This is a genomic window from Rhodococcus sp. P4_E4 (assembly GCF_056401575.1).
In genome coordinates, this window is sequence record NZ_JBFUJB010000033.1 from 1 (window position 1) to 13118 (window position 13118).

Annotated in this window: 13 protein-coding genes; 8 read left to right on the forward strand and 5 right to left on the reverse strand. The window is 61.6% G+C overall.

Annotated elements, in window-relative coordinates; all coding sequences use genetic code 11:
• Window positions 1-224: 224 nt before the first annotated feature.
• Window positions 225-614, reverse strand: coding sequence for a formylglycine-generating enzyme family protein (locus tag AC1DVN_RS29240; RefSeq protein ID WP_477994655.1), 390 nt, complete (start codon window positions 612-614; stop codon window positions 225-227).
• A complete protein-coding gene (locus AC1DVN_RS29245; protein ID WP_477994641.1) occupies window positions 548-1099 on the reverse strand; it encodes an SUMF1/EgtB/PvdO family nonheme iron enzyme in 552 nt (183 codons plus the stop codon). The genes AC1DVN_RS29240 and AC1DVN_RS29245 overlap by 67 nt, the downstream gene beginning before the upstream one ends.
• A gap of 273 nt (window positions 1100-1372) precedes the next feature.
• Here AC1DVN_RS29245 and AC1DVN_RS29250 point away from each other — a divergent pair, with 273 nt between their 5' ends.
• The 6 genes from AC1DVN_RS29250 to AC1DVN_RS29275 all read left to right on the forward strand — a co-directional run bounded on the left by AC1DVN_RS29250 (window position 1373) and on the right by AC1DVN_RS29275 (window position 9222).
• Window positions 1373-1960 carry a PadR family transcriptional regulator gene (locus tag AC1DVN_RS29250; RefSeq protein WP_477994657.1) on the forward strand — a complete coding sequence of 196 codons (588 nt, stop codon included), beginning with the start codon at window positions 1373-1375 and terminating at the stop codon, window positions 1958-1960.
• Window positions 1957-3741 carry a sulfatase gene (locus AC1DVN_RS29255; RefSeq protein WP_477847856.1) on the forward strand — a complete coding sequence of 595 codons (1785 nt, stop codon included), beginning with the start codon at window positions 1957-1959 and terminating at the stop codon, window positions 3739-3741. The genes AC1DVN_RS29250 and AC1DVN_RS29255 overlap by 4 nt, the downstream gene beginning before the upstream one ends.
• Before the next feature lie 109 nt (window positions 3742-3850).
• On the forward strand, window positions 3851-5212 hold the full coding sequence (locus AC1DVN_RS29260; protein ID WP_477994643.1) for an MFS transporter: 1362 nt from the start codon (window positions 3851-3853) through the stop codon (window positions 5210-5212).
• A gap of 130 nt (window positions 5213-5342) precedes the next feature.
• Window positions 5343-7607 (forward strand): glycoside hydrolase family 3 C-terminal domain-containing protein, encoded by a 2265-nt coding sequence (locus AC1DVN_RS29265; protein WP_477847852.1) that lies wholly within the window; start codon window positions 5343-5345, stop codon window positions 7605-7607.
• A gap of 536 nt (window positions 7608-8143) precedes the next feature.
• Window positions 8144-8590, forward strand: a complete 447-nt coding sequence (locus tag AC1DVN_RS29270) for a YidH family protein (protein WP_477994644.1) — start codon at window positions 8144-8146, stop codon at window positions 8588-8590.
• Entirely contained in the window at window positions 8578-9222 is a 645-nt protein-coding gene (locus tag AC1DVN_RS29275) for a DUF202 domain-containing protein (RefSeq protein WP_477847848.1), read from the forward strand. Before AC1DVN_RS29270 ends, AC1DVN_RS29275 begins: the two co-directional genes overlap by 13 nt.
• A gap of 300 nt (window positions 9223-9522) precedes the next feature.
• On the opposite strand, the gene AC1DVN_RS29280 is transcribed toward AC1DVN_RS29275, so the two are convergent.
• Window positions 9523-10065, reverse strand: a complete 543-nt coding sequence (locus AC1DVN_RS29280; protein ID WP_477994646.1) for a lipase family protein — start codon at window positions 10063-10065, stop codon at window positions 9523-9525.
• Between the two features lie 119 nt (window positions 10066-10184).
• Here AC1DVN_RS29280 and AC1DVN_RS29285 point away from each other — a divergent pair, with 119 nt between their 5' ends.
• Together AC1DVN_RS29285 and AC1DVN_RS29290 are read left to right on the forward strand one after the other, a co-directional pair.
• Window positions 10185-10991 (forward strand): hypothetical protein, encoded by an 807-nt coding sequence (locus AC1DVN_RS29285; RefSeq protein WP_477847844.1) that lies wholly within the window; start codon window positions 10185-10187, stop codon window positions 10989-10991.
• Window positions 10992-11018: 27 nt separating this feature from the next.
• The gene (locus tag AC1DVN_RS29290; RefSeq protein WP_477994648.1) at window positions 11019-11216 is read left to right on the forward strand and encodes a hypothetical protein; all 198 of its coding nucleotides are present in this window, start codon (window positions 11019-11021) and stop codon (window positions 11214-11216) included.
• A 220-nt stretch (window positions 11217-11436) separates the two neighbouring features.
• Here the strand turns inward: AC1DVN_RS29290 and AC1DVN_RS29295 are convergent, their stop codons facing one another.
• Together AC1DVN_RS29295 and AC1DVN_RS29300 are read right to left on the reverse strand one after the other, a co-directional pair.
• The gene (locus AC1DVN_RS29295) at window positions 11437-12027 is read right to left on the reverse strand and encodes a hypothetical protein (RefSeq protein ID WP_477994649.1); all 591 of its coding nucleotides are present in this window, start codon (window positions 12025-12027) and stop codon (window positions 11437-11439) included.
• A gap of 651 nt (window positions 12028-12678) precedes the next feature.
• Complete coding sequence (locus AC1DVN_RS29300) at window positions 12679-13041, reverse strand: hypothetical protein (RefSeq protein ID WP_477847838.1); 363 nt, start codon at window positions 13039-13041, stop codon at window positions 12679-12681.
• Window positions 13042-13118 lie beyond the last annotated feature (77 nt).

Here is a 13118-nt window from a genome sequence, read left to right on the forward strand (position 1 = left end):
CGATCTCGGCCACAGTGCCCGCGATCGCATCGGGAGTCGAAGGCTGCGGGGTCAGGATCTTGATGCGGTCACCGATCATTTCCCCGGTGCTCAGGTCGATCGTGCCGCCCTTGACGCCGCTGCCGCCGACGTCGATTCCGAAACCTGTGCTTGTCATCCTGCGCTCCTGAGTGATCAGATGTCGATGAGTTGGCCACTGTCGCAGCGGCGGTTTCCGGTGACCGTCAATGCATCGTAGGAAACGACGTTTTCATGCCTCGCCAGCTGCGTGGGGCGGGTGTGACGCAGCGGGATCCGGTGTTGCCGCTGGATCTGTCGGGGGTGTTGTTCGTTCGGGAGGCGACTCTGTAGCAGTTGCAGTACGAGTCGTGGCAGAGATAGGACCCGCCTCGGGCGGCTTTCGCGTGGCCGTTGGTGGGGCCGGTGGTGGGGCCGGTGGGGTTGTGTAGGTGTGTGGTGTCATGGTTGGTCGTCCACCAGTCCGAGCACCCTTCCCAGACGTTGCCTGCCATGTCGTGGAGTCCGAATGCGTTGGGTGAGAAGGTATCTACTGGTGAGGTTCCGGCGTGGCCGTCAGCGTGAGTGTTCTTCGTCGGAAAGTGTCCTTGCCAGATGTTGCAGCGGTGGACCTCGTCGGGAGTGAGTTCGTCCCCCCCCCCTGGGGGGGGTAGCGGCGTTGTTCGACGCCTCCGCGGGCCGCGTATTCCCATTCGGCCTCGGTGGGAAGACGTGTATGTGCCCAAGCCCAGTATGCGAGTGCGTCGTTCCATGACACGTGCACCGCCGGGTGATCTTCGCGGCCGGCGGTGTCGCTGCCGGGTCCTTCCCATGTTTTCCAGTGTGCTCCGGCAACGTCACACCACCACGGGCTCCGTTCAGGTCTCGGTGCTCCGCGCCGTAGGGCTGAGGGAAGGAATGCGGCGAAGACGTCGGACCATCCGAAATGTTCGGCTTCGCTTACGTATTGGGTCTGAGTGACGAATTCTGCGAAGTCGGCGTTCGTGACAGCGTGGATATCGATGTGGAAGGGGGCGACGTGCACTCGCCGGACCGGCCCCTCGCCATCGGAGGCGAAGCCGACGTGGTCGTCGGTGCCCATGAGAAATTCCCCTCCAGGAAGCAGGGTTTGGCGCCGCTGGCGCGGTTGTCCGCTGGCGCGGCGTGAGGCTGAGGCTTCGATATTGGGTGGTAGGGAGGTGGCTCGGGAAGGCGTGCAGCAACCGTTTTTTGGGGGGATGGGAATCTCGTTCACAGGGAGGCTTTCGCGCGGGCGGCGGTGCTTGGGTCTTGACGGGGCGGACCACACCACCGTATAAAACTAGTCACATATGCAACAAGTCACATGGATGAGGTTGGCGTGAAGTTTGAACAAATGATCTTGGGACTGTTGTCATGGCGTCCTTTCAGCGGGTACGAGCTCGGAAAATATCTCGAACAGGAAGGCCGCTTTTTTCGCTCGAATGTGCACTTGAGTCAGATCTACCGTTCTCTGGCGCGCATGGTCGATTCCGGCTGGGTGAGCTACAGCGTCGTCGAAAACGACGGGCGGCCCGATGCGAAGATCTATCAGTTGACCGACCTGGGTGAACAGGAACTGCGTGACTGGATCACCAGTCCGTATACGCCGCCGAGCCGATTTCAGGATCCCGAGTTCAAGGCGCGCTTCCTGCTCGGCGGTCCGTTCGGGGAGGATGCGTTGATCGAACTGGTCCGAATCGAACTTTCGGCGCGGCGGATGCAGATGAAGGAGGACCGCGGGCGGAACAGGGACCTGGGGTTACTGGCGCCGATCGGCGGAGTCGACGAGTCCTTGGTCCATCGACTTGCGCAGCTTGCGCACGAACACGGATCGAGCGCTCTCGATCAGTGGATCGACTGGTTGGAGACCGTTCTGTGGGAGTTGACTTCCGGTGCTGAGGGACGGGCCGCCGCTTCGTCGACCGAAGGGGGGATCCGATGAAAGCGATCATGGTGATGTTCGACAGTCTCAATCGTCGTTTCCTGCCGCCGTACGGCGCCGCGGAAATCCACGCCCCCAACTTCACCCGCCTGGCTGAACGTTCCGTGACGTTCGAGAACTGTTACGCGGGCAGTATGCCGTGTATGCCGGCGCGCCGGGAGCTGCATACGGGTCGATACAATTTTTTGCATCGTAGTTGGGGTCCACTCGAACCTTTCGACGACTCGATGCCCGAAATGCTTAGCAGCAGTGGTGTTTACACCCACTTGAGTACCGATCACCAGCACTACTGGGAAGACGGTGGCGCCACATATCATCATCGTTACGATTCGTTCGAGTTCTTCCGCGGACAAGAGGGGGATCCATGGAAGGGGCATGTCGCCGATCCGGTCGCACCGCCCACACTCAAAGTCATGCAGGCGAAGCAGCGGCGGCAAGACTGGGTCAACCGCAGCTACCTGGCTGATGAGGCCGATCACCCTCAGACTGGCACGTTCGACGCCGGCATCGACTTTCTCCGGACCAATCACGGTGAGGACAACTGGTTCTTGCAGATCGAGACCTTCGATCCTCACGAACCGTTCTTCAGCCACGACCGATACAAGCAGTTGTACCCGCACGAGTACGACGGGCCTCACTTCGACTGGCCGGACTATATGCAGGTTTTGGAAACGCCGGAGCAGGTGGCGCATGTGCGCGCCGAGTACTCGGCGCTGTTGTCCATGTGTGACCGTTCGCTGGGTCGAGTTCTCGACGCGATGGATGAACACGACTTGTGGGACGACACGATGTTGATCGTCAACACCGACCACGGATTTCTGCTCGGTGAACACGGGTGGTGGGGCAAGAGCGTGCAACCGTACTACGACGAGACCATCCACACCCCTCTCTTCATCTGGGATCCGCGGAGCAAAGTCGCCGGTCAACGACGCGAATCGCTGGTGCAGACCATCGACCTGGCCCCGACGCTGCTGGATCTGTTCGGCGTCGATGCGACCGCCGACATGCTCGGCCGTTCGCTGCACAACGTCATCGTCGAGGACGCGCCGGTGCGTGAGGCTGCGCTCTTCGGCAATTTCGGCGGGCACGTCAGCGTCACCGACGGCCGCTACGTCTACATGCGCTCGTGCGCAAGTCCCGAGAATCAGCCGTTGACCGAACACACCCTGATGCCGACGCACATGCGTGGGCGATTCAGCCCGGCTGAGCTTCGGCACGCCGAACTGGTTGCCCCGCTCTCGTTTACCAAAGGCTGTCCGGTGCTCACGGTGAACGGAGGCACCATGACCAATCCGTACGCGTTCGGAACGCTGCTCTACGATCTGCACTCGGACCCCGAGCAATGTTCACCGCTATTCGACGAAGAACTCGAAATGCGGATGGCCACTCTCCTCGTCGATCACCTGCGCCAGGCAGACGCACCGGCCGGACAATACGAACGCCTGGGGTTGCCCCGATTGGGGCCGGTGACCAGCGAGCATCTGCTCGCCAATGCTCAACGGCCCCAGGTGGAACTGTCGCTACAACCACCCCCTAACCCCGACGAGTATCCGCGAGGTCCACTCAGCGTCCACACTCCGCTGCGCGAGCTGTTGTCCGACCCTGACGCTGCAGCAGCGGTCTCTAACTACCTTCCAGGCGTCGAGTCCGGCCCGATGATCACCATCGCGGGCGAGATGTCATTGCTGCAGATCGCGGCCTTGGCGATCGGTATGTTGCCTCAGGCCCGATTGCGTTCTCTTGCAACGGACCTGTCCACCCTGGCGCTGACTCGCGCCTGACTTCGATTCGTCGCCGATGGTGCTCTCTCACTGTTGGCTGTCCCGACGCTGACCTGATGCTCGGCCGGCGCCATTCTGCTCGCACCCCTACTGTCCGAAGAGAGCTCCCATGCGCGCCACTGACGTGTCATCGTCCGCATCCGCTCCGCCGCTCCCGGTCGCCCATGCCGAACCACAGACCACGCACCGCCGCCGCAACTTCGCCTTGCTCACCGGGGCGTCGACGATGGACAACACCGAACAAAGCATCGTCTCGGTGCTCTATCCGTCAGTGCAAGCTGCACTGGGACTCAGCCTTTCAGCGCTGGGGACGCTGGTCGCTGCAACCAAACTGGTAGGAGTGGTGACCGGTCCGCTGTGGGTCATGCTCGCCCGCCGCACCAATCGGAGAATCGTCCTCGCCACCTGCTCCGGTTTCTGGGGGATGTGGATCGTCGCGGCCGGTTTCTCACAGAACTACATTCAACTTCTGGTGCTGTATGTCCTTGCCGCGGCGGGTTTCTGCGGAGCCGCCCCGATCGTGACGGAAATCCTCGGCGACGTCTACGGCGACCGTAGGCGCGGGCGTGCCTCCGGGCACATGTACGGCACGGTCGCACTGCTCACCGCAGCCAGTGGACCACTGTTCGGGCAACTCTCGCACTTCGACAACGGATGGCGCTACGGCTACTTCATCTCAGGGACGATCTGCGTACTTCTCGGCGTGTCGATCGTGCTTTTCATGCGAGATCCCGGAGTCGGAGCCGCCGAGCCGCAGTTGGCTGGGCTGAGCATCGAAGAACGTGAGGTGTACGGCAAGATCACGTTCGCAGACGCGCGGGAGCTGTTCAAGATCCCAACCTTCGTGCTGATGTTGATCCAAAGACTGCTGTCCGGACATTTGCTGTTGATAGCGTTCGGAGTGGTCTATCTGGTGCAGGTCTTCGGTTTCAGCAACGCACAAGCCTCACTCGTCATCCTGCCGTACGGAGTAGGTTACTTCGCCGGCACGCTCGTCGGCGGTGCACTCGCCGACCGGGTCCACATTCGCTTTCCCCAGCATGGGCGGATCGCCTATCTTCAGATCGCGCAGCTCGCATTCGCCGGTGTCGCCTTTGTCGGAACACAGTTCGCGTGGGGATCGATCTGGATCTTCGCGGGGTTCTTTGCGGTGCTGGGTGCATTGCAGAGTGCAAATCCGGTCATCAAGGTACCGATCGTGATGGCTGTGGTTCGACCCGAGCTACGCGGTCTAGCTTTCGCGCTCTTGATTTCGGTGATGGAGTCGTTGGCGTGGGCGATCTTCAGCCTCGGCGCGGGCTATCTGGGGGACCTCATCGGTCTCCAGCGCACCTTTTTGTTGATTCTCGTAGCATTGATGGTCGTCAACGGCGCCTTCGTCACATTGATCTACCGGCCGTACGTGCGTGACAGCGCAGCAATGCAGAAGGCGATGGAACGCCGCGTCCCTCCCGGCTCCGTCCCCTCGTAGGGCCCCGAGTTGCCGGCCGACACTGGTAGCAGTGACCGACGGGAGATCCGTAGCGATTCCATCCGCTAGCTGGCTCGACGCCTGCTCGATCTTCTCGCCACTCTCACCTCGACGCACACAAAGGAATCCCATGCCCAACAACGAATCACTGAGCCTTGACGAGAAGGCCTCACTCACCAGCGGTGCCGGCTGGTGGAACACGGTGGCCTTTGCCGGCCGGAGTATTCCCGAGATCACCATGGCTGACGGGCCACACGGTGTCCGGTACCAGGAGGCCGACGCCGATCATCTCGGCGTCGGGAACAGCGCACCCTCGACCTGCTTCCCGCCCGCGGTGGGACTCGGATCGAGTTGGGATCGAGAGCTCACCCAACGCATCGCGGTGGCGCTCGCGCACGAAACGCAGTCCTTCGGAATCAACCTCCTACTCGGCCCCGGAATCAACATCAAACGAAGCCCCCTGTGTGGCCGTAACTTCGAGTACTTCTCCGAAGACCCCCTTCTCAGCGCCGAATTGGGTGTCGCCTGGGTCAACGGCTTGCAAGGTGAAGGGGTCGGCGCGTCCCTCAAGCATTTCGCGGTCAACAACCAAGAGTCCGAACGGATGATCGTCAGCGCGAACGTCGCCCCTCGCCCGCTGCAGGAAATCTATCTTCGGGCTTTCCGCCGCGTGGTCACCGATGCGAAACCGTGGACGGTCATGTGCTCCTACAACCGGATCAACGGAGTGCACGCATCGGAGAATTCGTGGCTGCTCACCGACGTTCTCCGCCACGACTGGGGATTCGACGGTGCCGTGATCTCCGACTGGGGCGCGGTCGTCGATCGGGTCAAAGCGCTCGCCGCCGGAATGGATCTGGAGATGCCGACCTCGAGTGGCCAGGGGCCAGCTGCAGTCGCGTCCGCGGTGCGCACGGGTGCGCTCCCTGAAACTCTGCTCGATCAGAGCGTTCAGCGCCTCATCACACTCGCTCGGATCAGCGCCGAGAACGCCCGCCCGCGAACTCCTTTCGATGCGGATGCACACCACGACCTCGCCCGCGAGGCAGCGACCCGAAGCGCGGTCCTGTTGAAGAACGAGACCGATCTGCTCCCCCTCGATCCCACCTCCGGTCAGAAGATCGCTGTCATCGGCGAATTCGCGCGTAACCCCCGCTATCAGGGAGCAGGCAGTTCCAAGGTCGTCCCCACCCGCCTCGACAGCGCCTGGAACGCAATTTCCGAACTGATCGACGCCACCACAGGACCCGATGCCAGCACCGTGCACTACGCACCGGGATTCACAACCTCGGAATCCGCTCCGAGCGAGCAAAGCATCACGCTTCTCGACGAAGCAATCTCACTCGCGGCCGACTGCGACGTCGTCGTTCTCTTCCTCGGGTTGCCCGCCAGCTACGAATCCGAAGGCTTCGACCGCGAGCACATCGACCTACCGGGCGAACAGACCGCACTGATCGAAGCGATCGCGGCGGCCAATTCCCGTGTCGTCGTGGTCCTCTCGAACGGAGCCGTCGTGCGAGTCTCCGGATGGGTCGACCGCGTACCCGCGATCCTCGAGTCCTGGCTTCTCGGCCAAGCCGGCGGCTCCGCCCTCGCCGATCTGCTCTTCGGCAAGGCCTCCCCGTCAGGCAAGCTCGCCGAGACCATTCCGCTTCGCCTCGAAGACACACCTGCGTACCTGAATTTCCCCGGCGAAAGCAGACAGGTCGAATACGGCGAAGGCCTCTTCGTCGGGTACCGGCACTACGACGCACGAAAGATGGACGTCAGTTTCCCGTTCGGGCACGGCCTCTCCTACACGACCTTCACCTATTCCTCGCCGGCCGTGCGCCACGTCGGAGAGGACATCGAAATAACACTCACCGTGCGCAACGCCGGCCGCTGCACCGGACGTGAAATCGTCCAGGCCTACGCGCGTACGGAACTCTCACGTGTGCAGCGACCCGACCGCGAACTCAAAGGCTTCGCGGTCACCGATGACCTCGAACCCGGTGAAGCTCAGGACCTCACGATTGTCGTCCCTCGACGCGAACTCGAATACTTCGACGCCAGCGAAGAGCAGTGGCTTGTCGAGTCTCTGAACTATCGCTTCGACCTCGGGGCCTCCAGTCGCGATATCCGCCTGAGCGTGGAAATTCCGGTCACCGGCGACCCCTACGAGCCGCGGCTCGACAAACAATCGACCATCAGGGCCTGGTTCTCTCATCCGGTCGGCGGCCCGGCATTGCGCAAGCTCCTCGCGCCCGTCCTCGCGTCCGTCGAAGCTGAGGCACCGGCAGGATCGAACCGGGAGAAAGCGATCATGGGAACACGTCTGGGACAACTCGCGAAGTTTTCGATGGTGCCGGTCAACGACTCACAGCTGGACGCACTCGTCCACTCCGTCAACTCGTGACGGCAACCACCTATCCGTCGCAATCGAACCGGACTTCCTGAAGCAATGATGATCCAGTGACCTCGCGGCCGAACTTCGTCGTGTTCATCTCTGAGCGTGCCCGCGCCGACGGCGGCGGCGTACTCGGCAACCCGAATCCCATGATGTGCCGGCCGCCGGCGCGTTGATCGCTCAGCACCAGGCTCTGATCGAATGACCGAACCTGGGCGCGTGCGTGAGCCGTAGAGCAACGTCGCTTCGCGTAGACGAACTGCACGAGGGGAAAAATGTGGACGCGGACATCTCGGGGATTCGATCCCGTACAGGGCATCACCGGTCATCAGTTCGGTGCGATACGACGAGGGTGTCGTGACCGACGCGATACGCAGGTGCGGAGCTGCCGGAGTGAGCTCATCGAGGTGTATGCGTTCACCACTCTCGGAACTAAACATGTCGAATTCTCGTGCACTCCGCGTCCTTCCGGTCGCCGCGACGCCCGCTACCGGGAGAGTCGTCATCCGACGTGCCTGTGCGCGGCGCGTCGGAAGCGTCAAACAGTGCACTTCACACGAAAGCTGTTGATGGACATGATAAACAAAGATCGAGAGGTCAGCGAGCCAATAGCGGGTGCTGATCGGGATCGGCGTTGGCCCCGTCGACTCTACGGTCACGGCACTGAACCCGACCCACGATTCAGTCTTGCCAACGAACGGACCCTTCTGGCGTGGGTGCGCACCGCGTTGGCCTTGCTGGCTCTCGGGGTCGCACTCGATGCTTTCGGCGATATTCTCACAGGCGGATACGGCCACGTTCTAGCTGTCGGTATCCTCGCACTGGCTCTGTTCTGCACAGTCAGCGGGGTGCGGCGCTGGTGGCTCAACGAGCAGGCCCTGCGACGACTTCAACCGCTCACCGCGCCACTGTCCGCGCTCGTGCTCACCGCCGTGTTGGGAGTAATCACGGGGGCTCTGCTCGCATCGGGATTCGCCGGGTGGTTCGGGTGATCCTGCTGGCCGAGAGCCTCACTGATATCGGAGATGCGGCGTTGAACTGGGATCGCGCGCGGGGATTTGTTTTCGAGACGATCGGTGCCCTCGTCGACGGAGCCCCGGCGGAGCTCGGGGTTCTCACTTTGGCCATCTTGTGTCTCGTTCTTGTCCGAGCACGACGGCAATCGTCGGTTGGAGGCGCTTCGAAACCGCAGCGTCTCCAGCAGGTACTACTTCGCCGTGGTGGGGAAACGGTGACCGCCTCTTGCACGCTGCCTACCGAGCAGACTTTCCGGATGGATCTCAGCGATGACAGCGGAGCACAGGTCGAACGTACCGCTTTGTCCTGGCAGCGCACCGCTATCGCACTGGTGATCGCAGGTCTCACGATCATCCGCATCAACCTTTCCCGCACCTCATGGCCCGTATCAGCTGCAACGGTCGTGTGCACGGCACTGGCGATAGTCCTGTTGCTGTTGGGCCACAACAGGTACCGAGATTCCACTCAGTGCTTGAGAACTCCACAGGCCTCGAGGGCTCGACAGGTCGGTGCCTCACCAGATGCGCGATTACCGATTGCGGTCGCGGCGACGACAGCTGTTCTATGCCTACTCGAATTGACGAACCTGTTGACCGACCACTTATGACATCTCTTTCGAACTTCGCGCCGACGAGGTAGAGGCGCAGCTCGCTGATCTGATTGGTGACCTGCACCATGCGGCGGGAAGTGTTGGGTGGCAGCTCCGCCGCAAGATGGACTCGATTTCTGTCCGATCCGGGTGCTGAACCGGCTACGTGGTCGGTGATGCTCGGATCCAGTCGAGGAGTGCGCTCGCGGTCCCTACACACATCGGTGATTTGTTCTCACTCTGTGCAGCGGCTTCGTGAGGGCGACGTCGTTTCGAATCTCTCCAGAGCGACGTGAAATGTAGTCCTCGGAGTGTTGGTCAGCGGGTGGTGGGTTGCTGAGGTGCGAGGGAGTTTCCGGGGGCGATCTGTCCGCAGTTCGAGGGTGCGGGTGTGCCGTTGAATCGGTCGTTGATCCAGGTGATCGCTCCGGGTAGCCATAGCGCGGCGCCGGGGAAGTGGCTGATGGTGTCGTACTGGTCGTACTGGATTGCCAGTCCGGCGGCGCAGTATCGGTTGGCGAGGGCGGCGACGTCGCCGGTGACCATGACTCCGTCACCAACACCGATATTCGCGCCGCCCGGTTGGGTTCCTTCGAGGACGCCGTTGGCGGCCTGGGCGATGAACATCGGGATAGTGGGTACCGCGGCGGTGCCCATGTTGATCTTGTTGGCTGCGTCGACGTATTCCGGCACTGCATTCGGGTCGTTGTACTCAGGTTTGACAATATCTTGCCAGGTCATGCCGGGGTATTGCGCGAACACATTGAGGATGGAGGCGTCTTCGAATCTCGGCAGGAGTTCCCGGCCGAGATCGTTGAGGTATGGGGCGAGGTCGATGCCGTATGCGCGTGCTAGTCCCAACGCAGCCATTCTGGAGCGGGAGGGAGATGGATGAATTACGTACCGAAAGGTTTGCAAGATCTCGAACTTATTCGACAGTCGGTAAATGTTCAGCAATCGTCACGGTAGGTACATCGAGGATGGAGATACTCACGGTCAAGTCGAAAGCATGGGCCGCAACGGCCAGCACTGCCCTTTCCCTCGCAGCCTTCGCCGCTGCGCCTACCGCCAGCGCAGAACGTGCCCCGGCGACAGATCCCTTGCTCGCGTACGCAGAACAAAATCCCCATGACTTCATCGGAATCAATGCTCTGGCCGAACAGCAGCTCGGTCAGAGCATCCAGTTCAGTGTCTCCGGCGTCGACGGACCGGTAGATGCCGCAACGGCAGACCTCATGAGCAACCAGGCACCGCAGGAAGGGGTCGCAGCTCGTGCGGTTCCCACCGATGCTTTCAGCGTCGTCGGATACTGGCCTCCCACCCCAGGGTGCACCGCAACGTACATGGGTACGTGGAACTTTCGTGACGACTACGTCAACGGCTCTGCACCTGATGACTTCGCCTCTATCATGTTCGACTTTTCCAACCGTTGCCTGACAGCAGTGTCCACGACGTACAACTCGTATTACTACGACGGAGAACGCACCACCGACAGCGTGGCGTACCTCAAAAACGGTGGGGTCGGCGGCGCGCCCATCGTCGGCCTTCGCGATGCGGTGTCGGGCTTCAAACTGAACGTCGACCACGGACACATCAGCTCGACCGTTACCCGTAAACTGGGCTGCGACACCCAGTCGTTCGGAGCTCAGTTCGCGTACGACCACAACCAGGACGGTGGCAGCGCCGGATCGGTGTCCGCGTCTTTCATCGGTGGACTGTCCATCGGCTACAGCGGCAGCCTGGCCACGATGCGAAAGAGCACGAACCCGACCTACATCAACTGCTGAGCGCATCGCGCTAGTTAGGCTCGCGTCATGAACAAGTTCACGAGTGCAACCCTGTTGCTCTACCTCGTCGCAGTCGTCGCGCAACTATTGACGTGGGCAGATCTCAGTGGCTCTGAACGAAGCACGCGCGTTGTCGGATTTCTACCCGTCGGAGCAATGTTGACGGCAGTCCTGAGCTTGAGCGGTTCACGCGACAAGAACTCCCCAGACGACAAGAAGTCCTAGCAGATCCCGACCGTTGTATGTCCGCCCGTGGGCCGTAGGTGTTGACGGCTGCGCGTTGCCGCCGGGAGGGACGGCGCGTGTGCCCTGCGGCCGGCCACCTTCGCTGTCCCCCGTAAATGGACTGCAAACGCCACCTACCAGCCGGGACCTACTATGGCGACGGCAGCGTAAGTGACTCATCTCCCGCGGCTCTGCGGAACGGCGTGTGGCCGCGCCGTTGTCAAAGCGTATCGAGAGGGCTCGGAACGACGATGAATTCTCGGTGGTCGGTCACGGCTCGTAGTCGTTGCAGGCGAGCATCATCGGAGGATGACGCATTGGCTTGTCGCCGTCTCGAGTGGCTCCTGTTTGTCTTGCTCCGTGCCGTGCCGTGCCGTGCCGTGCCGTGCCGTGCCGTGCCGTGCCGTGCCGTGCCGTGCCGTGCCGTGCCGTGCCGTGCCGTGCCGTGTCGTGTCGTGCCGTGCCGTGCCGTGGAGCAAGGGGCGGGGCCCTTGCCCGCCTTACCCTCAAGATCGACACCGACCTGTGGTGGTACACCGAATTGTTCGTTGAAGGCCAGAATATTACGGCCACGGTCCACGAAGGACTTGAGTTCGTAGAGGGCGGAGACTCGTGCCCATGCTTGCGCGCTGGGGTCCGTCGGCCCTTGTGTGCCAACAGGGTTGACCACTCGGAGGTTGACTACTTCGTATCGATCTGCCCGACGCGCGATTCTGCCGACGATCATCAGGAGACCGTCCAGTCGCTGCAACGTGTAGCCGATGTGTTCACCGTCCGGCGAAAGATGGTAGGTGCGGCGTCCGACACTCATGCTGCTGGGCGTCTCGTCTGATCCGAAATCGACCGGAAGAGATGAGTGTTCGTGCCCGCTGATTCTGAACCCACGATGCCTTACCTTCGCCGAATCCAAAGCCGAACCGATTGGCTAGCGACGTTGACCGGCCTCGGACGGGTTTTAGGGTGTCCCGACTGCCTTCCACAGCGGAGCGGTGCCAGGGGGTGTGGCTTTTGGGTCGACTCGCCCCCGCGGACGGTTGGCGTCCAGGGTAGCCCAACAATCGTGTGGGCTGCCGGAAAATAGACGCGGACAGGTTATTTCGTGTGATTCATGGGTTCTGGAGTGGCACAACAGATGAAACGGTGGCGGGGGTGTTGCGCCTCCACGTGCTTGAGTCGTCCACTGACGAGCGCATTCGCGCAGGTGAGGCTACGCATCGTTTCGGGCTTGAGACTTGGTTTCGCTTTCACGGGGTGGAGAAGGCTCGATGGGTACGACGTCAGGCGAGAAAGCGGCGTCCGCCCCACAACCAGGTTCTCACCTTCACTTTGCAATGTCACCGTGACCGTCGTAGTAGTGCGATGGCCGGAATCCGGCTGGCGTCGACGCCCGCACCGGTGTGTAAACGGGGGCTCCACGTGTTCCGTGAGTTTCGGGTTGTCAGTGTTCGGTTGGCGGTGTCTTTTAGGATTCAGTGGGTGGATTCCGGCGTTTGGGGTACGCCGCTGCGAGTGTGTCTTTGGTTTTGCGGTCGCATTGAAGGTGACGTACGACGACCCAGAGTTGGTCGACGAAACTGTTGAGGGTGGTCCCGTATCGTTCGAATACTTCGGCCTCTGGCACGCCTCCGTACGGTGCCCAGTTCAATGCGAGGGCGAGTAGTGCCTCGGCTTCTCCGGGTCGGTAGCGCACGAGTATCTGTGACTTTTCGGTGGCGATCCTGCGTTGCCGATCTTCGCGATAGCGATGTGAAAGTTCGTCGAAGAGTGCTTTTGCGAGCTGCGCCGGATCAGTTCTCGGTGAGTACGAACTTCGGTTGGCGGTCATGTGCTTTCGGGTCGTTTGGGGTGAAATCGTGGATGCGGGAGATTGCGTGGGGTCGAATCGAGGTGCAAGTAGACAGG

Coding starts and splice junctions, on each gene's coding strand:
- AC1DVN_RS29265 (WP_477847852.1), top strand. CDS start 5,343: ATGCCCAACAACGAATCACTGAGCCTTGACGAGAAGGCCTCACTCACC.
- AC1DVN_RS29250 (WP_477994657.1), top strand. CDS start 1,373: ATGATCTTGGGACTGTTGTCATGGCGTCCTTTCAGCGGGTACGAGCTC.
- AC1DVN_RS29285 (WP_477847844.1), top strand. CDS start 10,185: ATGGAGATACTCACGGTCAAGTCGAAAGCATGGGCCGCAACGGCCAGC.
- AC1DVN_RS29300 (WP_477847838.1), bottom strand. CDS start 13,041: ATGACCGCCAACCGAAGTTCGTACTCACCGAGAACTGATCCGGCGCAG.
- AC1DVN_RS29245 (WP_477994641.1), bottom strand. CDS start 1,099: ATGGGCACCGACGACCACGTCGGCTTCGCCTCCGATGGCGAGGGGCCG.
- AC1DVN_RS29260 (WP_477994643.1), top strand. CDS start 3,851: ATGCGCGCCACTGACGTGTCATCGTCCGCATCCGCTCCGCCGCTCCCG.
- AC1DVN_RS29295 (WP_477994649.1), bottom strand. CDS start 12,027: ATGAGTGTCGGACGCCGCACCTACCATCTTTCGCCGGACGGTGAACAC.
- AC1DVN_RS29290 (WP_477994648.1), top strand. CDS start 11,019: ATGAACAAGTTCACGAGTGCAACCCTGTTGCTCTACCTCGTCGCAGTC.
- AC1DVN_RS29255 (WP_477847856.1), top strand. CDS start 1,957: ATGAAAGCGATCATGGTGATGTTCGACAGTCTCAATCGTCGTTTCCTG.